This window comes from Actinomadura sp. NBRC 104412 (assembly GCF_030269515.1).
Lineage (GTDB): Bacteria > Actinomycetota > Actinomycetes > Streptosporangiales > Streptosporangiaceae > Spirillospora.
In genome coordinates, this window is record NZ_BSTM01000002.1 from 22,741 (window position 1) to 48,661 (window position 25,921).

A 25,921-nucleotide genomic window follows, 5' to 3' on the forward strand; every position below is an offset into this window, starting at 1 on the left:
TCAGAGGGCCGCCTCGCGCCGGCGGGCGCGGTAGGCGGCCACGTGCATGCGGTTGCCGCAGGTGCGGCTGTCGCAGTAGCGGCGGCAGCGGTTGCGGGACAGGTCGACCAGGACGCGGGAGCAGCCGGGGGCCTCGCAGGTGCGCAGCCTGTCCAGCTCACCCGCCGTCACCACGTAGGCCAGGGCCATCCCGCAGTCGGCCGCCAGATGCTCCACCAGCGGCGCGCCCGGGGCGAAGAAGTGCACGTGCCAGCCGAAGCCGTCGTGGTCGGTCAGGTGCGGGGTGGTGCGCACGCCCCCGACGATCTCGTTGATCAGCCGGACCGCGGTGGCCACGTCGGGCGCGTCGAACACGGCGCGGAACCGGTCCCGCTGCTCGCGGAACTGCTCCACGTCCCTGCCGGTCACCTCGCGGATGTCGCTGAACCTGAACCGTTCGAGGAAGGCGCGCAGGTCCGCCGGCCCGTCCAGGCCCTCGGCGCCGGACGCCGCCGGAGAGGTGTTGATCAGGCCGACGACGGTGGCGAGGGCGTGCTCGGTGTCATGAGTGAAGATCACGATGAACTCCGGCTCCAGATCGGGGACCGGGGCCGCCGGTGACCGGCGCGCGCGGCCCGCCCCTTCACCTTATGCCGCTCCCACCCCGCGCGTGCGTCCTCCGCCGCGCGGGCGCCGAAAGCGTGACCTGGCGGGCGCCGTGCTGTGATCGGCGGGATGATCAGCGGGAGTAGTGCGGGTCGGCGACCACCGGGTAGTAGGCGCCGGTGTGCTGGATCCGCATCGTCACGACCTGGCCCTCCAGGACGTAGTCGGCCTTGACCTGCCGGTACATCGAGTCCGACGCCCACGGGTTGTAGAGCCGCCCCACGGTGGCGCCGTACCGCTGGTGGACGACGTCGTACCCGCCGGACGGCATGGCCTCCAGCGTCAGCCCGTCGGCCAGCGACAGGGGGAACCGGAACTCGGCGGGGGCGTCCGGCCCGTGGATCACCGTCAGCAGCCGCACCCCGCTGGCCGTGGTCTGCGCCACCATGTCGGTGTCGACGTCCACGCCCACGAAGACACGGAGGCTGGGCCGCAGCACCTGCGCGACGGTGTCGGCCGCCGTGACGTCGATGCCGATGTGGATGCGCTGGCCGTCCTTGGTGGGGACCCAGACGCCGTCACGGGCACGCTGCCCCCAGGCCACGTCCGGGTTCTCCAGCTCCTGAGGCTCGTTCCTGCCCCGGGCCACGAGTACCCGGGATGCGGCGTTCATGGCCGCGGCAGCCCCGTCCCGCGCGTGCCTCATGGCGGGCCCCCTCGCCTTCTCGCATCGATCGTGTACGCCCTCGGCCAGGTCCGCGACGACGTACTGTTCCGGGTCTATCACGGGGACGAGCCGCGGGAAGCCGGTTGCTCCGCACTCGCTCTCTCCAGGGACTTCACCCCGTGCGACGTTGGACCTTACACCACCTCCCAAAGGGGAGGAGAGGGGCCCTGAGCGGGACGGACCGCCCGGTGAGGCCCGCCGTACGCGAACCTCGCGACACCGGCGCGCGGCCCCCCGAGGGATTCGCCGGAGGCGCGCCCGCGGATGGACGGCGGCGCGTCGCCCTCCGCGATCACACCGGCGGCGAACGGGCGCGGGCGCCGGAAAAATGCTTTGCGGGCGATCATGAGGCGTCGCATCCTTGAAGGCGACGAAGGACGGCCGCGGGGGAGCGGGAAGGCGAACCCGGCGGTACGGCTTCATAACGAAGGGGTGAGCCACCGGTTAGGCGGCTGGTCTCCAAAACCAGCGGAAAGTGGGTTCGACTCCTACCGCCCCTGCCGATCTGCCGACCTGGGCTTGTGGTGTAACGGGAACACATCTGTCTTGCACACAGACGATCAGGGTTCGATTCCCTGCGGGTCCACGGATCCCTCCCCGCTATGGGGAGCGGGCGGGATCGCTTGATCTCGCGGGCGCCCGACCCGGACCCGGGCGCCCGGGGAATGGCGGCGGCCCCCGCCTCGCGATGAGGCCGGGGCCGCCGCCGTTTCGCGGCAATTATCCCAAATCATGGGACAAGTCGGTATTTGCCGTTATTCACGGGCGCGGATCCGGTACGGCCGCCGTCCCGCCGGAGCCCGGGAACGCTCAGCCGGCGAGGGCCGTGGTGAGCGTGTGACCGGATGCGGCCTTGAGGTCGTCGAGGATCTCGGTGATCCGGTCGAGTCCCGAGGCGATCCACGGCAGCGCGGCCGGGTCCGGGTCCATCAGGGCCGCCCGGCGCTGCTCGTCGTTCTCCCCGTACAGCAGGCTCGTGGCCACCCGCATGCGCAACGCGTCGCCCGGCTCGCCGAACGCGGACGCCGGCAGGACGCCCATTCCGTAACGTTCCAAAAGCAGCGTGGTCAGCTCCGCCCCCGTGGTGATGCCGTGGGCCTCGCGCAGGTGCGCGCGCAGCGGGTCGAAGTCCGGGTAGGCGTAGAAGGCCGCCTCGGGACGCCGTACGCGCGCCCCGGCCTCGGCGAACCGGTCCGCGACGGCGGCGGTGACGGCGGCGTGCAGGCGGCGGCTGAGGTCGATGTGCTCCACCAGCTCGTCGGGCTCGCCGAAGGCGTAGGCGGCCGCGTGCTGCACGGGTGCGGGCGCGGCCGACCAGATCTCGCTGGCGATGCCCAGGACGGCGTCGCGCAGCGCGGACCCGAACGGCCCGTCGGGCATCCTGGCGACGCCCAGCCGCCAGCCGCCCGCGGCCAGGCTCTTGCTCAGCCCGGTCGTGACCACCGTCCGCTCGGGCGCGTACGCGGCGGGGCTCGGCACCGGGCGGCCCGGGTCGTGCATCAGGTCCCGGTAGATCTCGTCGGAGATGATCACCAGATCGTGCTGGCGGGCGACCGCGCACAGCCGCCGGACCGTCGCCTCCGGGGCCAGGGTCCCGGTCGGGTTGTCGGGCAGCGTCACCACCACGGCGCGGATCCTGCGTCCCGTGGCCCTGGCGCGTACGACGGCGTCGGCCAGGAGCGCGGGGCTGGGCACGCCGCCCTCGCCCGGGGCGGTGGCCACCGGGACCGCGCCCGCGCCCGTGAGGGACGCCTGGGCGGCGTAGGAGACCCAGCTCGGGGTGGGGATGGCGATCTCGCCGCCGATGGCGGTCATCAGCGCGTACAGCAGGGGCTTGCTGCCCGGCCCGCAGAGCACCAGGCCGGGGTCGGTGGGCAGGCCGCGGCGCGTCCAGTATCCGGCCGCCGCCGCGCGCAGGGCGGCCGAGCCCGCGACCGGGCCGTAGCCGCCGCGTCCGGCGGCGGCCGCCAGTTCCCGGGTGAGGGAGGGGTGGACCGGGATGCCGGCCTCGCCGAAACCGAGGGCGAGCACGGGCATCCCGTCGCGTCTTCTACGGGCGATCGCTTCATTGATCGCGAGTGTCGGGGAGAGCGGAACCGGCCGGACGGACGGGTTCATAACGGGCATTTCGGGCTCCAGGCAGGACGACGTCACGGTTTTCAGGGTGGGTGCAGGGGAGGAATAAGGCATCCCCGAAAAGCCGGCCGGCTCACCTCTAGCCTGCCCGGTTTTAGCATCATGACAAGCGAGTCTCATCGATGCTGACCGTAAGATTGTCTGATGCTGGAGCTTCGCCGCCTCCGTCTGCTGGCCGAATTCGCACGTCGGGGCAGCATCGCCGCCACCGCCTCCGCGCTCGGCTACACGCCCTCCGCGGTGTCGCAGCAACTCGCCGCGCTGGAGCGGGAGGCCAAGGTCGCCCTGCTCGACCGCACCGCCCGCAGCGCCGAGCTGACCGATGCCGGACGCCGGCTCGCCGAGCGCGCCGAGGAGATCCTGATCCTGGTCGAGGCCGCCGAGACCGAGCTGTCCAGCCAGGCCGACACGCCGGTCGGGCGGGTGGTGGTCACCGCCTTCCCCACGGCCGCCGTGGCGTTCGCCCCCGCCCTGGCGCGCAGCCTGCGCGATCACCCGCAGCTCACGTTCGTGCTGCGGCAGACCCCCGGCCCGGAGGGCGCGATCCGGCAGGTGCAGAGCGGCGAGGTGGACATCGCCCTGGTGGACGACTGGTCCGGCAAGCTCCCCGACCAGCCGCCCTCCGCGTTGAAGTTCTTCCACCTCCGGCGGGACCCGCTCGTCCTCGCCGTGCCGGCCGATCACCCCCTGGCCGACCGGAGCCGCGCGGTGGACCTGCAACGCCTGCGCGAGGAGTCCTGGATGGCGGCGCCGCCCGGCGAGCCGTCCCGGCAGGGCGTGGAGCGGCTCCTGGACACCGTGGGCGGCGCCCGTCCCGTCCCATGGGAGTTCGAGGGGCTCCACACCATCCTGAGCCTGGTGGCCAAGGGCATCGGGATCGCCGCCGTCCCCTCGCTGGGCATGGCCGCCGGGATCGAGGGCGTGGTGACAAGGCTCATACCCGGCCCGCCCATCGCCCGCGAGGTGTACGCGGTCACGCGGGCCGCCAGCGTGCGCAGGCCCTCGGTGGCGGTGACCCTGCGCGCCATCTACTCGGCGGCCGGCGACGTCCAGCCGCCCCTTCCCGAGGAGTGAGGCCGCCGTCCGGGGGCATCCTCCCAGGAAGCATCCACAGCGCGAAGTCCCAGCTCACGGCCGGTGACACCGGTGCGGGGGCACGGGGACGCCGCCAGGGGACGACGGTATCGATCCTGGCCGAAAGCGGACGCGAGACCAACCCGGTCCCGCTCCGGGCCGAACCCACCGGTGATCCGTCGCCGGACCCTGTCACGTACAGGGTCACGTACACGTGCACGTAACCGAGCGCCGCGCCGGACCCGAAGGCGGGGCATCCCAGGGGGGAGGCGGTACGGATGGAGGGGACTCCGGACCCGAAGATGACCGCTCAGCGCGGATCTTCACGTACCTTGGACCGAACCGCCGCCTCCCCAGGAGCACAGCAGCCTATGAACCGGTCCGCCCACCATGGCTTCGAGTTGCCGCGCCTGACGTCCCTCATCCGGCACGCCCTGCCGCGGTTCATCGAGGGCGCGGTGGCCCCCGTCGCCATCTTCTACGCCGCCTTCGCGCTGCTCGGCCTCAACGGAGGGCTCGTCGCCGCGGTCGCCTGGGTGTACGGAGGGATCGCCTGGCGGTACTGGCGCGGGCACGGGGTCCCGGCGCTGATGTTCCTGGCCGCGGCGGGCGTCACCGTCCGCGCCGTCCTGGCGGCGGTCACCGGAAGCCCGGTGGTGTACTTCCTCCAGCCGACCCTGGGCACCCTGGTGGTCGGCGCGACCTTCCTCGCCTCGGTGCCGCTCGGGCGCCCGCTGGCCCAGAAGCTGGCCGCCGACATGGTGCCGCTGCCCGAGGCGTTCATGAAGCACGAGCGGGTGCGCCAGTTCTTCCTGCGCATCTCCCTGCTGTGGTCCATGGTCTTCTTCGCCAACGCCCTGATCAGCCTCTGGATGCTGTTCAACGAGTCGCTCGGCGCGTTCCTGTGGATGCGCACCAGCATGGTCACCGTGCTGGGCGCCGCGGCCGTGGCGGTCTCGATCCTCGGCTTCAAGCGCGTCCTGCGCCACGTCAACGGGGAGCCCGCCACCGGCGTCACCGCCTGAGCCTCTCGGCACCGCATTCCTCTCCCGGACCGGCACGAGCCTTCGTGCCGGTCTTTTCGTCGTAGATCACCGTGCCCCTGAGCCAACCTTTGCCGCGCCCTGGGCATCCAAAGGGTTTGGATGGATTCGCATGACACGGGGTTAACCAGGGCCTTCAGGAGTTTCTGTGGGGAGTAAAGGTCGTTTCGGGCTGATCACGTCGGGGGGCGCGGGAGCGGTCCTGATCCTGACGGCCGCCTGCGGCGTCGTCGGCGGGAGCAGGACCGGCGGGCTGGCCGCGGGCCAGGAGGGCGCGGTCACGATCACGCCGGTCAACGGGGCGCAGTCGGTGCGGCCGGACGGGCCCATTCAGGTCCGGGTCGGCGAGGGCACGCTTCAGGACGTCACCGTCCAAGGGCAGGGAGTCACCGTCACCGGCACGATGTCCGCGGACCGCAAGAGCTGGAAGTCCGACCGCACGCTGAGCCCGGGCACGTCCTACACGGTCACGGTCAGGGCGCGGCACGACGGCAAGACCAGCACCGCGACCAGCACGTTCAGCACGCTCAAGCCCGAGCGGACGCTGTCGATCGCCGATGTGACGCCCAGCGTCAAGGGCGAGAAGGTCGGCGTCGGGATGCCGATCATCGTGCGGTTCGACGGGCCGGTGGCGGACAAGGCCGCGGTCGAGCGGGCGCTGACGGTCACCCCGGAGAAGCCGGTCCCGGGCGCCTGGCGCTGGATCGGGTCCGACCAGGTGATCTACCGCACCCAGACGTACTGGCAGCCGCACCAGAAGGTGCGCTTCACCGCGCGGCTCGCCGGGGTGAACGCGGGTCAGGGCGTGTACGGCGCGAAGGACGTCGACCAGACGATCACCATCGGCGCCAAGCAGATCACCACCGGTGACATCGGCGAGCACCACATGACGGTGACCCGGGACGGCCGCAAGCTGCGCACCATCCCCTTCAGCGCCGGCAACGGGACCACCAGGGAGTACACCACCACCAGCGGGATCCACCTGCTCATGGGCAAGGAGAACCCCGTCACCATGGAGGCCCCGGGCCGCAAGCCCGGCGACCCCGGCTACTACAAGACCGTGGTGAACTACGGCGTCCGGTTCTCCAACAGCGGCGAGTACACGCACTCGATGCCGTCCACCGTGAGCGTGCAGGGCTCGGCGAACGTCAGCCACGGCTGCCTCAACCTGAGCCCGTCCAACGCCAAGTGGTACTTCGACATCGCCCAGCGCGGCGACATCCTCAAGCTGACCGGCAGCAGCCGCCGGCTTGAGTGGGACAACGGCTGGGGCTTCTGGCAGATGCCCTTCGACCAGTGGAAGCAGGGCAGCGCCCTCGCCTGACCGGGGCCTGACCGAGCACGATTGCGGGGACCGCGTCCGGTCCGGAATGCTGGACGCGGTCCTCAGGCTTACGGGAGAGCATATGGCCGACGACGTCCCCCGGCTGCCCGCCAAGGCACGGCCCCGGCGCGCCGGGGATCCCGAGAGGCTGGGCGGCTACGAGGTGATCGGGTTCCTCGGTGAGGGCGGCATGGGGTCGGTCTACCTGGGCCGAGGACCCGGCCCCGGCGGCGGCCTGGTGGCGATCAAGGTGGTCAGGTCCGACCACGCCCGGCACGCCACGTTCCGCGAGAGGTTCCGGTACGAGGCCGCGCACGCGCTGAAGGTCCCGCGGTTCTGCACCGCCGAGGTCCTGGACGCCGATCCCGACGCCGAGCACCCCTACCTCGTGACCGAGTACATCGACGGGCCCACGCTCGACGAGGCGCTGGAGGAGGGCGGCCCGCTGCGCCGCGCCGAGCTGGAGCAGCTCGGCGTGAGCATGGCCGCGGCCCTGGCCGGCATCCACGGCGCCGGTGTGGTGCACCGCGATCTGAAGCCCGGCAACGTGCTGCTCAGCCGGATGGGCCCGCGCGTGATCGACTTCGGGATCGCCAGCGCGCTGGACGCCACGCAGGGGCTCACCGCGACCGGCCAGCTCGTCGGCACGCCCTCGTACATGGCGCCCGAGCAGTTCGAGGGCGCCGGGGCGAGCGAGGCGAGCGACGTGTTCGCCTGGGGCGCGGTCATGGCGTTCGCCGCGACCGGCCGCAGGCCCTTCGGGACCGGCCCCTCGCAGGCCATCGCGTACCGGATCGTGCACGCCGAGCCCGACCTGGAGGGCATCGAGGAGCCGCTGCGCGAGGTGGTCGCCGCGGCCCTGGCCAAGGACCCGGCCCACCGTCCCACGGCACGCGACCTGCTCTCGCGGCTCGGCGTGCCCGGCGGCGACCCGGCCGCGGCCGCCGCCTCCCCGGGAGCTCGGGGCGCCGTGGGCGCCATGGGGCCCGCCGGTGGCGGTCAGGCGCCGCCTCCTCCGATACCTCCCGCCCTGCCGCCCGACATGCCGCCTCCGCCGCCGTCCGACATCCCCACGCGGGCCGACGCGCCGCCACCGCACGGGTGGCCCCAGGCCGGGACGCCCACGGCCCCTGTGGCCATGGACGGCCGGCGGCACGGGCCGGAGCCGACCCTGCCCGCGGGCGCCGGGCGGACGGCCCCGCGGAGGCGCCGGGGGCCGCTGCTCGCCGGGCTCGCCGCCGGCGCCGCCCTGCTCCTGGCGGGGGCGCTCGCCATGGTGATCGTCCCGCGGTTGTCCGGGGACGACCACACCTACCTCAACGGGCACTACAACAGCACCTACGGCGACATGTACATCCGGACGGACGGCGAGGACGTCTGGATGATCTACCGCTGGCGAGGCAAGAGCAAGATCCGCGGCGTCGTCGAGGGGAACGGCAGGTCGGTCTACGCCTGCTACACCGAAGGCGTGGGCACCGAGCCCACCGGGAAGGTCCGGTTCACCATCGTCCGCAACGGTGCCGGCGTCCGGCTCGACGGCAAATGGGGGGCCACCGGCGGCGCCCTGAACTCCGACTGGGAGGCCACCAGGGTGGACGGGGAGATCCCCGCCGACATCGACCTCGACCTGCACAACGCCGGCCTGTTCCCGGCCGCGCCGACCGACTCGGGGGCGTGACGTTCGTCACGTCCCGTCCGTGACGCACCACTCCAGGTCCCTTGTCGCAGACGTCCCAAGCAACGCTTTGATCTCGGAGTTTGGGCAAAGCGGCCATCATGCCATCCTCGGCGGCGCTTTGTCGCTAACGTTCCCCTGGTAACGGCGGGGTTTCTGGAGGTCGTACGGTGCAGCGGAGGTTCTCCCCAGGGTTGAGGGCGGGCGCGGGGGTGGCAGGGGCCGTGCTGCTCCTCACCACCGCCTGCTCGGGAGGGGAAGAGGACGGGGACGGCGTCACCGTCGGGGGCAAGGCCGAGGCGGGCACGCCCCAGGTGACCGTGGCACCCGGCAACGGCGAACTCAAGGCGAGGCCCGACAAGGGCGTCTCGGTCACGGTCGCGGGGGGCGCGATCGAGAGCGTCACCCTCACGTACAAGGGCAAGCCGGTCGCCGGCGCGCTGTCGGCGGACAAGACCCGGTGGCGGTCGCGGACGCTGCGCCCGGGAGCGCGGTACCAGGTCACCGCGGTGGCCAGGAGCCCGCAGGGCAAGACCACCACGGTCACCAGCACCTTCAGCACCCTCAAGCCGGCCGCCGAGCTGGACATCATCGACGTCACGCCGCGGCCGGGCGAGACGGTCGGCGTGGGCATGCCGATCATGGTGACGTTCAACCGGCCGGTGGAGAACAAGAAGGCCGTGGAGAAGGCGCTGCGGGTGAGGTCGACCAAGCCCGCCACCGGCGCCTGGAACTGGGTCGGCTCCAACACCGTGATCTTCCGGACCGAGAACGGCAAGTACTGGCAGCCCAACCAGCAGGTGACGTTCTCCGCCAAGCTCAGCGGGGTCAGGTCCGGCAAGTCGACCTACGGGGTGGACGACTTCTCGCAGCGGTTCAGGATCGGCGACTCGCACATCGTCGTCGCCAGCACCAAGACCAAGCGGCTCGTGGTGAAGGAGAACGGCAGGACGATCAAGTCCTGGCCGATCAGCGCGGGCAAGGGCGGCCGGGTGGTCAACGGCGTCGACACCTTCCTGACCACCAGCGGGATCCACCTGACCATGGGCAAGGAGAATCCGGCGATCATGACGTCGGAGTGGATGGGCGTCGATCCCAAGGACAAGAAGAACGGCGGCTACCGCGAGGTCATCCCGCACGCCGTGCGGATCTCCAACAGCGGCGAGTACATCCACTCCATGGCCTCCACGGTGTGGGCGCAGGGACGTCAGAACGTCAGCCACGGCTGCCTGAACTCGCCGCCCGCCGCCGCCCAGTGGTTCTACAAGTACGCCTACCGCGGCGACGTCGTGATCATCACGGGCAGCAAGCGGAAGCTGGAGTGGAACAACGGGTGGAGCTACTACCAGATGCCGTGGAGCTCCTGGGTCAAGGGCAGCGCCCTGGACCGCACCGTGACCACCGGCTGATCGCCGGTGACCTCGTATCTCCCGCCTGACCTCCCGCCTGGTGGAACCCGCCGCCGTGCGGGCGGAAGCCGACCTCGGGGGAACGTCGGAAGAGCGGGGCGCCCGTGGCGGACCGGGCCACCACGGCGAACGGCGCCGGTCCGGCTTACGGCGGTGCGCGCAAGCGAGGGCGCGGCGGATCGTGCACCGCGTGGCACGCGCCGGGCACTGCGCTGCCTGGCGCTGTGGCCGGCGATACCCGCGCGCGGCCCTGAACCGCGCGCCGGAGGAGAACGCGGACGGGCGGCTGCGCGTGCGCATCCTTCTCCACTACGCGCAGGGCGGCGGCACCGTCCGCACCGTGCTCAACCTGAGCGCCTACGTCCGACGTCGGGACGGCACGGCCCCTGGCGTCGGCGGGGTCGGGTCACTCCCAGCGGTCGCCCCAGGCCCACAGCTCGGCCTCCGAGACGGTGTCGTCGGCGGCGCGCCGTCCCACCCCGAACCCGCTCCTGAAAAAGATCATCGGTTCCTGGTCGCCGGGGGCCTCCACCTCCAGCACCCGCCCGATCACCACGTCGTGGTCCCCGGCGGGGTGCACGTCGGCCACCTCCGCGTGGACGCGGGTCAGCACGCCGCGTAACGCGGGGGCGCCCCACCGGGAACGGTCCCATTCCAGGCCGTCGAACTTCGCGCCCGTGCTGGACCCGAACCTGCGGACCACGTCCTCCTGGTCATGGGCGAGCACGTTCACGCAGAAGCGGCCCGCGGCCCGGATCCGCGGCCAGGTGCGCCCTCGGTGGTCGGCGCAGAACAGCACCAGCGGGGGCTCCAGCGAGACCGAGGCGAACGACTGGCAGGCGAACCCCACCGGCTCGCCGCCGTGCAGCGCCGTGATCACGGTGACGCCGCTGGCGAACGCGCCCAGCGCCCTGCGCACCTCGTCGGGTGCCGGCGGGGGCCGGTCGCGCGAATCCGGAGGGATCCCGGGTTCTGCGGTCACCGGTCGAGTTTATTGCAGGCCCGGACCGCGCCGCGTCCCGGCCGTCCTCATGCGGCGGTGTTCGAGGGCCCACCAGAGGAGGAAGGTGTCGCGGCTGCGGGTCAGGCGCAGGCCGGTGGCCTCCTCGAAGCGGCGGACCCGGTAACGGACCGTGTTGGGGTGGACGTGCAGCCGGGAGGCCGTCGCCTGCACGTTCAGATCGGTCTCGACCATGGCCGACAGCGTCTCGGCCAGCATCAGGCGGCGTTCCTCGGCGGCGCCGAACGGGCCCAGGCAGCGGCGCTCGGCGATCGCGCCGATCATCCGGTCATGGGTCACGGCCAGCTCCAGCGGACGGTCCTCGGGACGTACGGGGGAGCGCAGGTCGAACGCCACGGCCGTCTCCAGGGCGCGGGTGGCCAGCGGGAACACCCGCGCGAGCTCGGTGAGCCGCGCCGGGCCGGCCACCCCGACATAGGCGGCGGCGTCCCGGCCGGGGACCCGCGAGGTGATCGCGGTGAGGTCGCCGGCGAGCCGGTCCACCAGCGGCGGGATCCCGCCGGGCATGCCGCCGAGCACGAGCCTCGGCTCCCGGTCGCCGGGGTCCGGCGGGCGGGTACCGCTCGTCTCCTCTTCGTGCCGCTGAACGGGCACCTGAGAAGCTAGGAGGGTGCCGCGTAAGGGGCTAGGAGACGGTTTCCCAGAATCTTCCGGCACGGATTTGGGAGCGGCTGAGAAAACCGCGCGGCAGGGTGCGGGAAAGCCCGTGCGGCGATACGCGGGAGTGGCCGATGTCTCATCGCCGTGCGCGCCGCGCGGGCGGCGCGGAGCCGCCTTGACTCCGGCCGAATCGCTGTGCAAATCTGAGTTCTGGTTCATTTTCTGGAGGGGGCGATGGCTTCTCGCGCGGCCGGCCGGCGCACGACCGCGCCACCCGGCGAGCCGCGGCAGGACCGCAGCCGCCGGTCCCACGCGGCGCTGCTGCGCGCGGCCCTGGAGAACTTCTCCGCGCACGGCTGGCGGGGCGCCTCGGTCGACCGGATCGCCAGGGACGCCGGGGTCTCGGTGGGCACCGTCTACACGCGTTTCGGCAGCAAGCGCGACCTGCTCCAGGCCGTGGTGGGACAGCGGGTCGAGGAGATCGCCGAGCTGTTGGTCTCCCCGTCCGACCTGCTGTCGGACCCGGTGGGCGCCCTGGTCCGCTCGATGCGTACCGCCGTGGAGCGGCGGCGCGCCGCCGCCGGACTGCTCGGCGCCTGGTCGGAGGCGTGCGTGGACCATCCCGAGCTGCGCCTCCAGGAGGAGGCGATCAGGGCCGCCCTGCTGGAGCGGCTGCGCGGCGTCCTGGAGGCCCTCGCGCCGCTGCCCGGGGTGCGTCCCGAGCTCGACCCGTCCTCCCTGGCCGTCGCGATCGGCGGCCTTCTCGAAGGGCTGCACGAGCCGCCGTGGTCGCTGCTGGACGACGAGACCGCGGCGCGCACCTGCGCCGGGCTCGTCTCGCACGCGGTATTCCTGGACGGCGCGCTTCCCGGCCCGGGCACGGCGGGAGACACCGCCGGCCGGAATATGTGAAGAACCGAGCTGCGCCTGTAGTGGCGCCGCGGGCTCGTGGAGACCGCCGACGGGTACGCGCTCACGCTCGTCCGTACCGCGGGTCCCGCCGCAGCGCTGGTGGCGGGAGCGCTGCTGCTTCTGGCGGCGGCGTGGACGGCACGCCCGCACCGCTCGCGGGAACGCGGCTTCGCAGCGCCGACAGGCGGAGCCGCACCAGGTCGCGGACGCATCCCGCCGCGTGGCGGGCGGGCGAGAAGGCCGTACCGGGCGCATCCCGCCACACCACCGGAAGCTCGGTGATCGCGGCACCGCGCCGGACGCAGCGCATCAGCACCTCGGCGTCGAAGACGTACCCGGTGATCCGCAGTTCGGCGGCGACGGACCGGGCGAGCGGCCCGTCGAAGAACTTGAACCCGCACTGCGTGTCGGCGACGCCACCGGCCAGGTCCCGGACCAGCCGGTTGAACACCAGGGCCCCGGCACGGCGCATCGGGTCGCGGTAGGGCTCGGCGGCCGATCCGGGATGCCGCCGAGCCCCGATCACCACGGGACGGCCCGCGCGCAGCAACGCCAGCGCCGGGCCGACCGCCGCCACGTCGGTGGCCATGTCGGCGTCACAGAACCCCACGTACGGGGCACTGGTCGCCAGCAGCCCGGCCCGCACCGCCGCGCCCTTGCCGCGCCGCGCGCACCGCAGCACCCGTACCGGGATCGGCCCCGGCCATGACCGCGCGATCCGCGCGGTGGCGTCGGTGCTGGCGTTGTCGACGACGAGGATGGCGGATCGTACCGGAAGCGTGCGCAGCCGTGCGCAGAGGACGGCCAGTCCGTGCGGGAGGCGCGCCGCCTCGTTCCGGCATGGAACGACGATCTCCAGCGTCGCGTCCGCCGCGCCGCCGGTGCCGTCCGCGCGTTCCCGCGAGAGGTCCATTCCCGGACGCTACCCGGGGGTGGTGGAGAGTCGCTGGCCGGAACAGGACACCGCGTCGAGGTGGCCTGACCCGCCGCCTTTGAACGAGGTGACGGCCTGGGCTCCTGTGTCATATGACATGTACGCGGGCGCAGGGGAACCGCTAGCCTCCGGTGCTGGGGTGCCAACGGGGTGATGCGATATGTCCACCGATCCTGTGACCGCCGACGACGTGCTGCGCGTGGCGTCCTTCCGCGACCGAGCCCCGGCCCGGCAGGCGATGGTCATCGCGCACGTCTACCACCTGCTCGCCCGTGACCTGGGGGCGCGTGCCGGACGGGACGAGGCCAATTGGTTCGCGTTCGCGACCTGGAGCTCCAAGGCGATCGCGGAGGGCCTCGACCTGTCCGACGGCTCGCCCTTCCTGGCGGGCCTGGCCGCCAGGCTGGGGCTGCCGCCGTGGTGCGCACGCCCGTTCCGCGCGCTGACGCTGCGGCTGCTCGGCCCCAGCTACCAGCTCGGCCTGACCCTGGCCAACCGGATGATCTTCCTGGAGACCGGCAGCCTGGCCGCGAGCCTGTGGCGGGACGGCCGCGCCGCGCCGCTGGCGGTGCGCTCGCGACGCCCCGGGCCCGGCGAGCCGGTCGAGGTCCGCCCGGTGTTCCTCAGCGACCTGGTCGCGCCCGCCGACGAGGCGTACCTGGACGCGGTGTCGTCCCTCCTCACGCGTGCCGCCGGGACGCGGGACGCGCGGCTCCGCGCCGAGCTGGTGTTCGGCGCGAACATCGCGATGTCGGCGTACGAGCAGGCGCGGGCGCAGAAGGCGCTGGAGCTGGTGCTCTACCGTCCCGTGCGCTGGGTCATGCGGGCCTCGTGGCGGACGCTGCTGGCGATGGTGACGCGGCGCCCGTTCCACCGCCTGGCGCTCTACACCCAGCCGCACGAGTGCGTCCCCTGGCCGGTCCGGGTCGCGGAGTCGCTGTGGGCCCGCCTCTACACGCGTTACATGGGGACGCTGCGCACACCCGTCAGCGAGATCCGGCTCAGCAAGCCGCTCAAGCCGCCGCCCGGTGCCGCGGCGCCGCCGCTGACCTGGCAGGTGCGGGACGCGGAGGTCCGCAAGCTGGTGGAGACGTTCGTCCCCGACCCGGACAGGGCCGAGGACGGCGTGGCCGACTGGCTGGACTACCCGGAGCGGATGCGCTTCATCGTCGCCTACTTCCGCGCCTACCTGGCCGTCCCCGAGATGTTCGGCCCGCCCTACGGCCCTCCGCTGGCCGCCGAACTGGAGGCCGAGGCGGCGGCGGGGACGCTGCCCGAGCCGGTGCGCAGCGAGTGGTTCCGTAAGAAGATCGACCGCTACGAGGACAGGGCGAGAAGGCCCGGCCTGCGCGGATGGGTGGTGCGCCGCTTCTACCGCTCGCCCGTCCGGTACGACCCCGACGCGCTGGAACTGGCGCGGATCGACCTCGGCGCGCACGCCACCGCGCGGACGACCGCCCCGGAGCCGCGGCCATGACGCGGACGACGCCGGCGCGGTGGACGCGTGAGGAGTTCGAGCGGCTGCGCCACGCCGGTGACCCCGAGGTCGACGAGGCGGCGGTCGCCTACCTGCGCGACCACCCCGAGCTCGGCGACGCCCGCGCCGCCGTCGGCGCCGTGATCCGCGAGCTGGGGGACGCCAGGCGCCGTGCCCGCGGCGGCGCCGCCGTCCCGTCACGGGACGCCGCCTCCATCCTGGACGAGCTGGGCGGCGACCGGGACCTGCCGGACTGGGCGCGCGACGACGCCGAGATCGAGCGCGGCCAGCGGGTCTTCCACGACAACGGCCTCTACCAGGCCGCGGTGCTGTACTGCGCGTGCCTCCCGCTGGCCTACGCGCACGAGTCCAGCGCCATCGTCCTGGCGGGCGTCTCCGACCTGGGCACCCGGAACCTGACCCGCCGCGTCGCCGAGACCGGGCAGATGCTCGTCGACGTGATGGCGCTGCGCGGCCCGGACACCCTCCGCCCCGGCGGGCCCGGCCACACCTCGGCGGTGGGCCTGCGCGTCCTGCACGCGTTCGTCCGCGCGCTGGTGCGGGAACGCCGGCGGGCCGGGAAGTGGAACCCGGACTGGGACGGCGAGCGTCACGGCGCCCCGGTCAACCAGGAGCTCCTGCTGGCCACGCTCATCGACTTCAGCGGCGTCACCTGGACGGCGATGGAACGCTTCGGGGTGGAGCTGTCCCGGGCCGACAAGGAGGCCAACCTCTACACCTGGAGCGTCTTCGGCCACCTGATGGGCGTGGCGTCCTGCCGCGAGAGGCCGCTGTCGCTCTCCGACGCCGACGAGATCATGGCGTACTTCAGCGGTACGCTCGGCACCTGCGAGGAGGGCCGGCGGCTGATGGCGGCGCTGCTCGCCGAGATGGAGTCGTTCATGCCGCTGGGGTGGCGCAAGCTGCCCCGCAGCCTGATCCACTGGATCTTCCGGGACTGGGGGGACGGCGTCGAGCGCGTGCCCGGCCTGCTGGCGGTGCCCCGGCCCGCCTGGTGGTCGGTGCCGCTGTTCGGCCTCGCCCGGTTCCTGCGCCGTCACGAGCGGATCCCCGACCCGGTGCGCCCGGTGATCCGGATGCTGATGCGCAAGGCCGGGAGGTGCGCGATCCTATGGTTCACCGACCATTTCGCCGAGGGGCGCGCGCCGTTCCGGATCCCTCCGGAGCTGGCCCGCTCCTGGCGGATCCGGCGGGCCGGACGGATACGCCGGCGGACGCGGCGCGCGGTGCGCGGCTCCCTGGGCAGGCGCCCGGCCCTGTCCGCGAACACCCCCTAGCCCCCGCCCGCAGACACAGCCCAGCGAAACCCCTGGATTTCGCCTTCAGAACCCGCCATGTGTGAGCCCGCGTGAGTCCCAAGCGAGAACCGGGGGCCGTGACGACGGCCACCGTCCTGTGCGCCGACATCGTCGGCTCGTCCGGGGTCCCGAACGTGGAGCGGCTGCTGCGCTCGGCCGCCACGGCGTACGGCGCGGTGTCCCTCCAGCGCCGGGGCGGCGGGCTGCTGGCGGTGTTCGAGTCCGTCGCCGCCGGGCTCGGCGCGGCGCTGGCCGCCGAGCGCGAACTGGCCGGTGAGAAACGGTGGGCGCCCGCGCCCGTCGCGGTCCGCGCCGCCTTGAGCGTCGGCGATGTCACCTGGGACGAGGAGGGCGTCCGTGGCAGGCCCCTGGCCGAGGCGGCGCGGCTGGTGAGCACGGCGGACAGCGGCCAGGTGCTGTGCACCGACCAGGTGCGCGGCCTGGCGGCCCTCGGGGATCCCGACCTTCCCTTCGGCGATCTGGACGAGCCGCGGGTCCACGAGTTCCGGTGGCGGGACGCGCGCCTCGCGGACCACGAACCGCTGCCCCCGTGGCTGGACGAGCGGCATCCACCCGGCGTGGTCGGCCGCGAGACGGAGCTGGCCGAGTTACGGGCGGAACTGTCGGCGGCCGAGGCCGGCACCCGTACCGTCCTCGTCACCGGTGAACGGGGCGAGGGCAAGACCGGCCTGCTGTCGGCCGTCGCGCGGGAGGCGGTGCGCCGCGGCTTCACGGTCCTGGCCGGGCGCTGCCACGACCCCGCCCGGGAGGCGTACGAGCCGATCGCGGGCGCCGTCCGGCGGCTGGCGGGCACCTCCGCGGTGCGGCTGCTGCGCGCCGGGGTGGCCGAGGCGGAGGAGTGCCGGCAACTGGCCAGGCTGGCGCCCGCGCTGTCCGGGCCGCCGCTGGGGATGACCGTCCCGCCCGACGACGATCCGGTCTCCGACCGCTACCGGCTGGTCCGCGCGACGCGGACGCTGATCGAGCGGCTGGCGCGGGTGCGCCCGGTGCTGCTGGTGGTGGACGACCTGCACCGCGCCTCGGCCGGGTCCCTGGAGATCCTGCGCTCGCTGCGCTGGGACGAGTCGCCGCCCAGGCTTCTGGTGCTGGTCACCGCGCGTCCCGGCCAGGGGGTGCGGCCGCGCGGCCTCGACCGCCGCGTCGCGCTGCGCCCCCGCAGGTTCGACCGCGCGCAGATCGCCGCGATCCTGGCCGCCGCGCCGGACGTGAGGCTCGCCGACCCGGAGGCGGACGCGGCCCGGCTGCACCACCGGACCGGCGGCGACGCGCTGCTGGTCACCGAGGTGGTGCGGGAGCTGATGGCGGGCCGCGACCTGGACGAGGTGCCGGTGGCCGACTCGGCCGCCCGCATGGTCGCCGACCGGCTGGACCGGCTGTCGCCCCGCGCCCGCGCCGTGGCGGACCTGCTGGCCGTGGGTGGGCGGATGCGGCACGAGACGCTGCGGGCCGGGCTCGGGTTCGACGGCGTCCAGTTCGCCGGGGCGGTCGCGGAGATGACCGCGGCCGGGCTGGTGACCCAGACCGCGCGCTGGAACCTCCAGTTCTCGCACGAACCGACCCGCGAGGCCGTGTACGCGGCGCTGCCGGAGTCCCGGGCGGCGGAGCTGCACGGGCGGGTGGCCGACCTGCTCCTCGAACACGAGGCGCGGACGCTGGGGGCCCGCCCGTACGTCCTGGCGGGGCATCTGCTGCGCGCCGCGCGCGCGAGCGGCGAGATCGGCCGCGTGCGGCAGGCGATCGACGCGGTCGGCCGCGCCGCCGAGGAGGCGCTGTCCCGGCTCGCCCACGCCGAGGCCGTGACCTGGTACGAGGGCCTGCTGGACCTGCTCGACCTGGACCCCGGCACCTCGGCCGGGCGGCGCGCCGAGACGCTGGCGGCGTGCGGCCGGGCGATGTGGCTGGCGGGAGACTCCCGGTCGTGGCGGACGCTGCAGAGCGCCGTGGAACCGGCCCGCCGGAGCGGGCGGGACGACCTGATCGTGGCCGTGGCCTCCACCGGTGACCGCGGCTTCTTCAGCACGACCGCGGTGACCGACCCGGACAGGATCGCGCTGCTGGAGGAGGCGCTGCGCCTGGTCGACCCGGCCGACCTGCGTACCAGGGCACTCCTCACCGCACAGCTCGCCGCCGAGCTGACCTGGGCGTATCCCGGTGGGGGGACGACCCCCCACACCCCCCGGCAGGGGGACGGTGGGGGGACGACCCCCCACACCCCCCGGCAAGGGGACGGCGAGCGGCGCTTCGCCCTGAGCGATGTGGCGCTGGGCTGGGCGCGGGCGGCCGGTGACCCGCGCATCCTGGTGCGGGTGCTGGGGCTGCGGAACCTGACGGTCGTCCCGGAGGGCACCCCGGAACGGCGCCGCGCCGAGACCGAGGAGATGCTGGCGGCGGCCCGCGCGACCGGGGACGACCTGGCGCTGTTCCACGCGACCTTCCAGGGCGTCTCCGGGATCCTGGACACCGGCGACACCGAGGAGGTCACCCGCTGGCTGGACCGGGCGGGCGAGCTGGCCGGACGGCTGGCGCAGCCGCACCTGTTCTGGCTGGTCTCCTTCTCCCGGGCCTCGCTGCTGCTGATGCGCGGGCGCATCGAGGAGGCGGAGAGCGAGGCCGAGCGGGCGCTGAGGCTCGGCCTGGAGATCGGGCGGGAGTACGAGGCGCCCGCGTTCTTCGCCGAGCAGACCGGCGAGATCCGCAGGCTGCGCGGCCGTCTCGGCGAGGTACGGGACGCGGTCCACCGCGCCGTCGAGGACCGCATGCCCGACCCGGCGCACGTCCTCCTGCGCTTCCTCACCGAACTGGACGACGAGGCGGCCGGTCCGGTGCTGCGCCGGATCGTCGCCGAGCACGGCGTCATCCCGCCGCGCAACCTGGCGCAACGTCCCGCCCTGGACAACCTGGCGCTCGCCGCGTCCCGCCAGGGCGCCGACGACCTGCTCGACCCCCTCTACAAGGCGCTGGAGCCGCACGGCGACACGTACGGGCACTCCGCGGTCGCGCACCACTGCGGCCACCACTACCTGGCCCACCTCGCCGCGGCGTCCGGGAACCCCGCGCTGGCGGCCGAGCACTTCGAGGCGGCCGCGGCCGTCCACGAACGCTGCTCGGTGCCGCTGCTGATGGCCGAGTCCCTGCTGGACTGGGCCGACCTGGACGCCCGTACGCCCGGCACGGCACTGGCACCGCCCGGCCTGCGCGAACGGGCCGCCGGTCTGCTGACCGGCCGCGGCGCCGCCCTCCTGGAACGGCGCCTGTCAGGCACCGGGCGTTGAGTTCCAGAGGGTCACGTACACCGGCGGGCGGAAACGGGACGGCGGGACCCCCGACCCCGGGGTCCGCATGATGTGCAGGGCGTCGGCGGTGGCCAGGAAGCGGCGGAACGCCCCGGCCAGCGGAGGCCTGCGCGCGGCGGCGAGCGTCGTGACGTGCCACCGGATCTCCACGGGCGTCGCGGCGGTGGGCACGATCCGCAGCTCGCCGCGCTGCACCCGATGCCCGACCAGATGCGCCAGCGCGACGGCCAGCCCGTCGCCGTCCGAGGCGGCGGCCCACGCGGCGGTCTGGTTCGGGTAGACACGGACACGCTCCTCGGGGACCCTCAGGCGCCGCAGCAGCAGGCTGGTCTCGCTGGACGGGTCCGTGCCGGACGGGTCGACCAGCCACACCGGCGGCGGGCCGGGCCTCCCGCGCGGAGGCCCCACGGCGACCAGCCGGGCCCGGAACACCGGCTCGCTGACCAGGTCCGGCTCGTCCCCCAGGTCGGGGCCGAGCGCCACGTCCGCCAACCGGCTGTGCAGCAGCACCGGCACCTCCTTGCCGGCCACCACGCCCGCGCTGCCGTCCACCTCCCGCGCCGAGCGCCTGGTGAACGTCTCCAGCAGGGGGGTGGCGACGAACTCGGCGATCGCCGCCGTCGCCACCACCCGCAGCGTCTCCGGCGCGCCCCGCGCGGCCCGCACCGCCCCCTCGGCCTCCGCGCCGAGCGCCACCATTTGGGAGGCGACCGGCAGGAGCCGCGCGCCTCCCGGGGTGAGCGCCATCCCGCCGGGGCCGCGTTCGATCAGCGGGTCGCCCAGGTGCTGCCGCAGCGCGGTCAGCGCCTGCGACACCGCGGGCTCGCTCACGCCCAGCGCGCGCGCCGCCTCCTTCACCGACCCGAGCCTGGCGACGAGCACGAACGCGCCGAGCTGGGTGAGGGTCATGCGCCCAGTCTGTCCCGTTCCGGCCGGCGGGTTAAGGGATCGGTTATTCGCCGGTTGTGGCCGCCTCCGGCCCGGGATGACAATCCGGCCACGTTGCCACGGCCCGGGCATGCCCGTCCCGACCCCGTCCACCCCTGAGGGGGCGCCATGCAGGTACCGGCAAGGTTCGAGTACGAACGCGCGACGAGCGTGGAGGAGGCGCTGGCCCTGCTCGCCCGGCACGGCCCCGAGGCGCGCGTCGTCGCGGGCGGGCACAGCCTGATCCCGATGATGAAGCTGCGCCTGGCCGAGCCCGAGGCGCTCATCGACATCAACGACGTGGAGGAGCTGTCCTCCATCAGGATCGACGGCGACATGCTGTGCGTCGGGGCCCTCGTCCGGCACGCGGAGCTGCTGGACTCGGCGGTGGCGGGCGAGCACTTCCCGATCCTGCACGACGCCGAGCGGGTGATCGCCGACCCGGTGGTGCGCAACCGCGGCACCGTGGGCGGCTCGCTGTGCCAGGCCGACCCGTCCGAGGACCTGTCCGCCGCGTTCGCCGCCCTGCGCGCCCTGGCGGTGATCCGCGGCCCGGGAGGCGAGCGGACCGTGCCGGTCCGCGAGTTCCACGTCGGCCCGTACGAGACGGTCGTCGAACCCGGCGAGCTGCTGACCGAGCTGCGCGTCCCGATCCGCCCCGGAGGTTCGAGCGCGTACGAGAAGGTCGAGCGGCGCGTCGGCGACTGGCCGCTGGCCGCCGCCGGCGCCGCGCTCCGCCTGGACGCGGACGGCCGGATCGCCGAGGCCGGGATCGGGCTCACCGCCGTCGGCGCCGAGCACTTCGTCGCCGCCGAGGCCGAGGACGCGCTGCGCGGCGCCGAGCCGTCCGACGCGGCCTTCGCCGAGGCGGGGCGGCTCGCCGCCGAGCACTGCTCCCCGTCGTCCGACCAGCGCGGCCCCGCCGACTACAAGCGGCACCTGGCCGGCGAACTGACCATCCGCGCGCTCCGCCGCGCCTACGAGAGGTGCCGCGTATGAACATCACGGTGACCGTGAACGGGCAGGCGTACACACGCGACGTGGAGCCGCGCCTGCTGCTGGTCCACTTCTTGCGGGACGAGCTGGGGCTCACCGGCACGCACTGGGGCTGCGACACCTCCAACTGCGGCGCCTGCGTGGTCTGGCTGGACGAGGTGCCGGTCAAGTCCTGCACGGTGCTGGCGGTGATGGCGTCCGGCAAACAGGTCCGCACCGTCGAGGGCCTGGAACGCGACGGCGTCCTCGACCCGGTGCAGCAGGGGTTCAGCGAGTGCCACGGCCTCCAGTGCGGGTTCTGCACGCCGGGCATGATGATGACGGCCCGGTGGCTGCTGGACCACCGCCCCGACCCGTCCGAGCCCGAGATCCGCGAAGCGCTGTCCGGGCAGATCTGCCGGTGCACCGGCTACGAGAACATCGTCCGCGCCGTCCGCTGGGCGGCGGAACACCCGGCCGCGGAAACCGAGGGAGCGGCCCTCAGCCCGGACAAGGCGGCGCCATGACGTGCTTATGGTCGCGGCTTCGCCGCTCGGGGTCTTGGCGCTGTGGCGCCTTGTCTTCCTTCGTCGTTCGTTCCTCTCTCCTCAGTCCAGACAAGGCGGCGCCATGACGTGTTCATGGTCGCGGCTTCGCCGCTCCGGGTCTTGGCGCTGTGGCGCCTTGTCTTCCCTCGTCGTTCGTTCCTCACTCCTCAGTCCAGACAAGGCGGCGCCATGACCGAGACACAGGAAAGGCCGCGGCATCACGGGTTCGGGCGCGTGCCGCGCAAGGAGGACGCCCGGTTCATCCGCGGCAAGGGCAACTACGTCGACGACATCAGGCTGCCGGGCATGCTGTACGGGGCCGTCCTGCGCAGCCCGCACGCGCACGCCCGCCTGGTGTCCATCGACACCTCGGCCGCCGAGGCGCATCCCCAGGTGCGCGCGGTGATCACCGGGGAGACGCTGGCCGGGCTGAACCTGGCGTGGATGCCGACGCTGTCGGCGGACGTGCAGGCCGTCCTGGCCACCGACAAGGTGCGCTTCCAGGGCCAGGAGGTCGCGTTCGTCGTCGCCGAGAGCCACTACGCGGCGCGCGACGCGCTGGAGCTGATCGACGTCGACTACGAGCCGCTGCCCCCGGTCGTCGACGCGCGCACGGCCCTGGACCCGGACGCCCCGGTGATCCGCGACGACGTCGAGGGCCGCACCGACAACCACATCTTCGACTGGGAGGCGGGGGACGCCGCCGCCACCGACGCGGTCTTCGCGAGCGCGGACGTGGTCGTCGAGCAGGACGTGCTGTACCCCCGCGTGCACCCCGCGCCGCTGGAGACCTGCGGGATCGTCGCCGACATGGACCCGGTGACCGGCAAGCTCACCGTGTACACCACCACCCAGGCGCCGCACGCGCACCGCACCGTGTACGCGCTGGTCGCCGGGCTGCCCGAGCACAAGATCCGAGTGGTGTCGCCGGACATCGGCGGCGGCTTCGGCAACAAGGTCGGCATCTACCCCGGCTATGTCTGCGCGATCGTCGGGTCCATCGTCGCCAAGCGTCCCGTCAAGTGGATGGAGGACCGGTCGGAGAACCTGATGACCACGTCCTTCGCGCGGGACTACCACATGCGCGGCGAGATCGCCGCGACCCGTGACGGCCGGATCCGCGGGATCCGGGTGAAGGTGCTGGCCGACCACGGCGCGTTCAACGGCACCGCGCAGCCCACCAAGTTCCCCGCCGGGTTCTTCCACGTGTTCACCGGCTCGTACGACATCGAGGCCGCGCACTGCGCGGTCACCGGCGTCTACACCAACAAGGCGCCCGGCGGCGTCGCCTACGCCTGCTCGTTCCGCATCACCGAGGCCGCGTACCTGGTCGAGCGGATGATCGACGTATTGGCCGGCGAGCTGGACATGGACCCGGCCGAACTGCGGATGCGCAACCTGCTGCGCCCCGAGCAGTTCCCGTACTCCTCGGCCACCGGCTGGGAGTACGACTCGGGCGACTACCCGGCCACGCTGCGGCACGCCATGGACATCGCCGGGTACGAGAGGCTGCGCGAGGAGCAGGCCGAACGCCGCCGCGCCGGCGACGGGCCGCTGATGGGCATCGGGATCAGCTTCTTCACCGAGGCGGTCGGCGCGGGCCCGCGCAAGCACATGGACATCCTCGGGCTCGGCATGGCCGACGGCGCCGAGCTGAGGATCCATCCCACCGGCAAGGCCGTCCTGCGCATCTCCGTCCAGACCCAGGGGCAGGGCCACGAGACGACGTTCGCGCAGATCGTCGCCGAGGAGCTCGGGATCCCGGTGGACGACGTCGAGGTGGTGCACGGCGACACCGACCAGACCCCGTTCGGGCTGGGCACCTACGGGTCCCGGTCGACGCCGGTGTCCGGCGCCGCCACCGCCGTCGTGGCCCGCAAGGTGCGCGAGCGGGCCAGGATCGTCGCCGGGGCGATGCTGGAGGCCGATCCCGAGGACCTGGAATGGGCGCCGGGACGCTGGCAGGTCCGCGGCGACCCCGCGTCCGGCGCGACCATGCAGGAGATCGCGATGGCCGCGCACGGCAGCGTCGAGCTGCCGGAGGGCGTGGAGGGCCATCTGGACGCCACCACCGTCTACAACCCGCCGAACCTCACCTACCCGTTCGGCGCGTACATCGCGGTCGTGGACGTGGACCCGGGCACCGGCAAGGTCACCGTCCGCCGGTTCATCGCGGTGGACGACTGCGGCGTCCGCATCAACCCGATGATCGTCGAGGGCCAGGTGCACGGCGGGCTCGCCGACGGGGTCGGGATGGCGCTGATGCAGGTCATGGCGTTCGACGAGGACGGCAACCACCTGGGCGCCTCGTTCATGGACTACCTGCTGCCGACGTCGATGGAGTGCCCGTCCTGGGAGCTGGGGGAGACGGTCACGCCGTCCCCGCACCACCCGCTGGGCGCCAAGGGCGTCGGCGAGTCCGCCACGGTCGGCTCGCCCGCCGCCATCGTCAACGCCGTCGTGGATGCGCTCAAGCCCTACGGCGTACGGCACGCCGACATGCCGCTCACCCCGGCCAACGTCTGGCGCGTCATGCGGGGGAACCCGTTCCGGACGGACCTGGCGATCCCATGATGGACCAGCTCGGCCGAGCCGAACGGCTGCGCAGCGAACGGACCCCGTTCGTCCTGGCCACGGTGGTGCGCGCGGAACGTCCCACCAGCGCCAAGACCGGCGACCGCGCGCTCGTCCTCCCCGACGGGACCCTTGAGGGTTTCGTCGGGGGGTCGTGCGCGGCCTCGACCGTACGCGCCCAGGCGCTGGCCCTCCTCGACTCCGGGGAGTCCACCCTGCTGCGCATCACCCCCGGCGCGGACGAGGGCGCGGACGCGTCGGAGGGCCTGGTCACGGTCAGCAACCCGTGCCTGTCCGGCGGCACGCTGGACCTGTTCCTGGAGGCCGTGATCCCGCCCGCGCTGATCCAGGTCTACGGTGACGGCCCGATCGCCCGCGCCCTGGCCGACGTCGGCACCGCCGCCGGCTACGACCTGCGTCCCACCGCGGACCTGGACGCACCCGTCATCGGGGACGCCGCCGCCCTGGTCGTCGCCACCCACGGCCACAACGAGGAGGCCATCCTCCGCGCGGCCCTCGACGCCGGCATCCCGTACATCGGCCTCATCGCGAGCCGGAAACGGGGCGCGGCCGTGACGGCGTCCATCGAGGGCGGCGACCGCGTCCACAGCCCCGCGGGCTTGGACATCGGCGCCCGGACCGCGCCCGAGATAGCCCTGTCCCTGCTGGCCGAGATCCTCTCGCTGCGGCCCCGTGCGGCGCGCCGGGCCGTCCACGAGACCCGGCATGCCGCCCAGGAGGCGCGGCACGAGGAGGCCCGGCACGAGGAGTCACATCACCACTGCCACTGAGCGCGTGCCGGTCAGCCGGCCGGTGGCTCCAAAAGCCGGCGGAGGAGGGCGGCGAGCTGGTCGCGTTCGTCCGGGCGGAAGCGGCCGAAGATCCGCCCTCCCACGTCGGCGGCGATCTCCCGGGCCTCCGCGAGGACGCGCTCGCCTTCGGGGGTCGGCGTGACCGAGTACGCCCGCCGGTCCTGGGGCGTGCGCTCCCGCCGGACGAGGCCGGCGTGCTCCAGCTCGTCGATGAGCCGGACCATCGTGGACTTGTCGATGCCGGTCAGGTCGATGAGGCGCCGCTGGCTCGACGGCCCGTAGGTCCGCAGGGCGAGCAGCATGGCGTACCCGCGCACGTCGATCCCCAGCGGGCGCAGCGCCTGGTTCATCGCCCCCCGGCTGGTGTTGTGGGCCCTGGCGAGGAGCATGCCGAGCCCGACGTGCCGGGAGGCGGGGTCGCCGGTCTCGGACAGGAACCGTTCGAGCAGGTCGTCGAGCATGGGCCCATCTTAGGCCCTTTTGATATAGTCTCATCTGAGACTGTCTCGGCACTGACTAAATCCGTACGGTGGCC

21 protein-coding genes and 2 tRNA genes are annotated in these 25,921 nt (G+C 73.5%); 15 read left to right on the forward strand and 8 right to left on the reverse strand.

Going from position 1 to position 25,921, the window contains the following annotated elements; translation table 11 throughout:
* Together QSK21_RS02515 and QSK21_RS02520 are read right to left on the reverse strand one after the other, a co-directional pair.
* Positions 1 to 558, reverse strand: a complete 558-nt coding sequence (locus QSK21_RS02515; protein ID WP_285693366.1) for a CGNR zinc finger domain-containing protein — start codon at positions 556 to 558, stop codon at positions 1 to 3.
* 160 nt (positions 559 to 718) lie between these two features.
* A complete protein-coding gene (locus QSK21_RS02520) occupies positions 719 to 1,258 on the reverse strand; it encodes a hypothetical protein (RefSeq protein WP_285693367.1) in 540 nt (179 codons plus the stop codon).
* Between the two features lie 482 nt (positions 1,259 to 1,740).
* On the opposite strand from QSK21_RS02520, the gene QSK21_RS02525 reads away from it, so the two are divergent.
* Positions 1,741 to 1,812 (forward strand) — tRNA-Trp (locus QSK21_RS02525).
* Positions 1,813 to 1,827: 15 nt separating this feature from the next.
* Positions 1,828 to 1,898: transfer RNA gene (locus QSK21_RS02530), tRNA-Ala, on the forward strand.
* Positions 1,899 to 2,122: 224 nt separating this feature from the next.
* On the opposite strand, the gene QSK21_RS02535 is transcribed toward QSK21_RS02530, so the two are convergent.
* Complete coding sequence (locus tag QSK21_RS02535; RefSeq protein ID WP_285693891.1) at positions 2,123 to 3,430, reverse strand: pyridoxal phosphate-dependent aminotransferase; 1,308 nt, start codon at positions 3,428 to 3,430, stop codon at positions 2,123 to 2,125.
* Between the two features lie 162 nt (positions 3,431 to 3,592).
* Between QSK21_RS02535 and QSK21_RS02540 the strand changes: the two genes are divergently transcribed.
* From QSK21_RS02540 to QSK21_RS02560, 5 genes are all read left to right on the forward strand, one after another.
* On the forward strand, positions 3,593 to 4,522 hold the full coding sequence (locus QSK21_RS02540; RefSeq protein WP_285693369.1) for a LysR family transcriptional regulator: 930 nt from the start codon (positions 3,593 to 3,595) through the stop codon (positions 4,520 to 4,522).
* A gap of 371 nt (positions 4,523 to 4,893) precedes the next feature.
* Positions 4,894 to 5,547, forward strand: a complete 654-nt coding sequence (locus QSK21_RS02545) for a VC0807 family protein (RefSeq protein ID WP_285693371.1) — start codon at positions 4,894 to 4,896, stop codon at positions 5,545 to 5,547.
* Between the two features lie 166 nt (positions 5,548 to 5,713).
* Complete coding sequence (locus QSK21_RS02550; RefSeq protein ID WP_285693373.1) at positions 5,714 to 6,889, forward strand: L,D-transpeptidase; 1,176 nt, start codon at positions 5,714 to 5,716, stop codon at positions 6,887 to 6,889.
* A gap of 82 nt (positions 6,890 to 6,971) precedes the next feature.
* Complete coding sequence (locus QSK21_RS02555; RefSeq protein ID WP_285693375.1) at positions 6,972 to 8,567, forward strand: serine/threonine-protein kinase; 1,596 nt, start codon at positions 6,972 to 6,974, stop codon at positions 8,565 to 8,567.
* A gap of 209 nt (positions 8,568 to 8,776) precedes the next feature.
* Positions 8,777 to 9,973 carry a L,D-transpeptidase gene (locus QSK21_RS02560; protein WP_285693377.1) on the forward strand — a complete coding sequence of 399 codons (1,197 nt, stop codon included), beginning with the start codon at positions 8,777 to 8,779 and terminating at the stop codon, positions 9,971 to 9,973.
* Positions 9,974 to 10,379: 406 nt separating this feature from the next.
* Here QSK21_RS02560 and QSK21_RS02565 read toward each other — a convergent pair whose 3' ends face one another.
* Both QSK21_RS02565 and QSK21_RS02570 read right to left on the reverse strand, forming a co-directional pair.
* A complete protein-coding gene (locus QSK21_RS02565; RefSeq protein ID WP_285693379.1) occupies positions 10,380 to 10,955 on the reverse strand; it encodes a flavin reductase family protein in 576 nt (191 codons plus the stop codon).
* A 9-nt stretch (positions 10,956 to 10,964) separates the two neighbouring features.
* The gene (locus QSK21_RS02570) at positions 10,965 to 11,588 is read right to left on the reverse strand and encodes a PucR family transcriptional regulator (protein ID WP_285693384.1); all 624 of its coding nucleotides are present in this window, start codon (positions 11,586 to 11,588) and stop codon (positions 10,965 to 10,967) included.
* A gap of 240 nt (positions 11,589 to 11,828) precedes the next feature.
* Here QSK21_RS02570 and QSK21_RS02575 point away from each other — a divergent pair, with 240 nt between their 5' ends.
* Positions 11,829 to 12,506: a TetR/AcrR family transcriptional regulator gene (locus QSK21_RS02575; protein WP_285693386.1), complete on the forward strand. Its 678-nt coding sequence runs from the start codon at positions 11,829 to 11,831 to the stop codon at positions 12,504 to 12,506.
* A gap of 61 nt (positions 12,507 to 12,567) precedes the next feature.
* Here QSK21_RS02575 and QSK21_RS02580 read toward each other — a convergent pair whose 3' ends face one another.
* Entirely contained in the window at positions 12,568 to 13,419 is an 852-nt protein-coding gene (locus QSK21_RS02580) for a glycosyltransferase (RefSeq protein ID WP_285693388.1), read from the reverse strand.
* Positions 13,420 to 13,600: 181 nt separating this feature from the next.
* Here QSK21_RS02580 and QSK21_RS02585 point away from each other — a divergent pair, with 181 nt between their 5' ends.
* From QSK21_RS02585 to QSK21_RS02595, 3 genes are all read left to right on the forward strand, one after another.
* On the forward strand, positions 13,601 to 14,917 hold the full coding sequence (locus QSK21_RS02585) for a hypothetical protein (protein ID WP_285693391.1): 1,317 nt from the start codon (positions 13,601 to 13,603) through the stop codon (positions 14,915 to 14,917).
* A complete protein-coding gene (locus QSK21_RS02590) occupies positions 14,914 to 16,215 on the forward strand; it encodes an oxygenase MpaB family protein (protein WP_285693393.1) in 1,302 nt (433 codons plus the stop codon). The genes QSK21_RS02585 and QSK21_RS02590 overlap by 4 nt, the downstream gene beginning before the upstream one ends.
* A 98-nt stretch (positions 16,216 to 16,313) precedes the next feature.
* Complete coding sequence (locus QSK21_RS02595; RefSeq protein WP_285693395.1) at positions 16,314 to 19,529, forward strand: ATP-binding protein; 3,216 nt, start codon at positions 16,314 to 16,316, stop codon at positions 19,527 to 19,529.
* Here QSK21_RS02595 and QSK21_RS02600 read toward each other — a convergent pair.
* On the reverse strand, positions 19,512 to 20,459 hold the full coding sequence (locus QSK21_RS02600; RefSeq protein WP_285693397.1) for a LysR family transcriptional regulator: 948 nt from the start codon (positions 20,457 to 20,459) through the stop codon (positions 19,512 to 19,514). The two genes, QSK21_RS02595 and QSK21_RS02600, sit on opposite strands and share 18 nt — an antisense overlap.
* A 147-nt stretch (positions 20,460 to 20,606) precedes the next feature.
* Between QSK21_RS02600 and QSK21_RS02605 the strand changes: the two genes are divergently transcribed.
* The 4 genes from QSK21_RS02605 to QSK21_RS02620 all read left to right on the forward strand — a co-directional run bounded on the left by QSK21_RS02605 (position 20,607) and on the right by QSK21_RS02620 (position 25,365).
* Positions 20,607 to 21,476, forward strand: coding sequence for an FAD binding domain-containing protein (locus QSK21_RS02605; RefSeq protein ID WP_285693399.1), 870 nt, complete (start codon positions 20,607 to 20,609; stop codon positions 21,474 to 21,476).
* Positions 21,473 to 21,979: a (2Fe-2S)-binding protein gene (locus QSK21_RS02610; RefSeq protein WP_285693401.1), complete on the forward strand. Its 507-nt coding sequence runs from the start codon at positions 21,473 to 21,475 to the stop codon at positions 21,977 to 21,979. Before QSK21_RS02605 ends, QSK21_RS02610 begins: the two co-directional genes overlap by 4 nt.
* A 210-nt stretch (positions 21,980 to 22,189) precedes the next feature.
* Entirely contained in the window at positions 22,190 to 24,574 is a 2,385-nt protein-coding gene (locus tag QSK21_RS02615) for an aerobic carbon-monoxide dehydrogenase large subunit (protein ID WP_285693403.1), read from the forward strand.
* Complete coding sequence (locus QSK21_RS02620; RefSeq protein ID WP_285693404.1) at positions 24,571 to 25,365, forward strand: XdhC family protein; 795 nt, start codon at positions 24,571 to 24,573, stop codon at positions 25,363 to 25,365. Before QSK21_RS02615 ends, QSK21_RS02620 begins: the two co-directional genes overlap by 4 nt.
* Positions 25,366 to 25,376: 11 nt before the next feature.
* Here QSK21_RS02620 and QSK21_RS02625 read toward each other — a convergent pair whose 3' ends face one another.
* The gene (locus QSK21_RS02625; RefSeq protein WP_285693406.1) at positions 25,377 to 25,847 is read right to left on the reverse strand and encodes a MarR family winged helix-turn-helix transcriptional regulator; all 471 of its coding nucleotides are present in this window, start codon (positions 25,845 to 25,847) and stop codon (positions 25,377 to 25,379) included.
* Between the last annotated feature and the right edge of the window lie 74 nt (positions 25,848 to 25,921).

Excerpts from the sequence above, each read along its gene's own strand:
- QSK21_RS02610 (WP_285693401.1), top strand. The coding sequence starts at position 21,473 with ATGAACATCACGGTGACCGTGAACGGGCAGGCGTACACACGCGACGTG.
- QSK21_RS02620 (WP_285693404.1), top strand. The coding sequence starts at position 24,571 with ATGATGGACCAGCTCGGCCGAGCCGAACGGCTGCGCAGCGAACGGACC.
- QSK21_RS02580 (WP_285693388.1), bottom strand. The coding sequence starts at position 13,419 with ATGGACCTCTCGCGGGAACGCGCGGACGGCACCGGCGGCGCGGCGGAC.
- QSK21_RS02545 (WP_285693371.1), top strand. The coding sequence starts at position 4,894 with ATGAACCGGTCCGCCCACCATGGCTTCGAGTTGCCGCGCCTGACGTCC.
- QSK21_RS02555 (WP_285693375.1), top strand. The coding sequence starts at position 6,972 with ATGGCCGACGACGTCCCCCGGCTGCCCGCCAAGGCACGGCCCCGGCGC.
- QSK21_RS02520 (WP_285693367.1), bottom strand. The coding sequence starts at position 1,258 with ATGAACGCCGCATCCCGGGTACTCGTGGCCCGGGGCAGGAACGAGCCT.
- QSK21_RS02625 (WP_285693406.1), bottom strand. The coding sequence starts at position 25,847 with ATGCTCGACGACCTGCTCGAACGGTTCCTGTCCGAGACCGGCGACCCC.
- QSK21_RS02585 (WP_285693391.1), top strand. The coding sequence starts at position 13,601 with ATGTCCACCGATCCTGTGACCGCCGACGACGTGCTGCGCGTGGCGTCC.
- QSK21_RS02575 (WP_285693386.1), top strand. The coding sequence starts at position 11,829 with ATGGCTTCTCGCGCGGCCGGCCGGCGCACGACCGCGCCACCCGGCGAG.
- QSK21_RS02540 (WP_285693369.1), top strand. The coding sequence starts at position 3,593 with ATGCTGGAGCTTCGCCGCCTCCGTCTGCTGGCCGAATTCGCACGTCGG.
- QSK21_RS02590 (WP_285693393.1), top strand. The coding sequence starts at position 14,914 with ATGACGCGGACGACGCCGGCGCGGTGGACGCGTGAGGAGTTCGAGCGG.
- QSK21_RS02605 (WP_285693399.1), top strand. The coding sequence starts at position 20,607 with ATGCAGGTACCGGCAAGGTTCGAGTACGAACGCGCGACGAGCGTGGAG.
- QSK21_RS02615 (WP_285693403.1), top strand. The coding sequence starts at position 22,190 with ATGACCGAGACACAGGAAAGGCCGCGGCATCACGGGTTCGGGCGCGTG.
- QSK21_RS02600 (WP_285693397.1), bottom strand. The coding sequence starts at position 20,459 with ATGACCCTCACCCAGCTCGGCGCGTTCGTGCTCGTCGCCAGGCTCGGG.
- QSK21_RS02535 (WP_285693891.1), bottom strand. The coding sequence starts at position 3,430 with ATGAACCCGTCCGTCCGGCCGGTTCCGCTCTCCCCGACACTCGCGATC.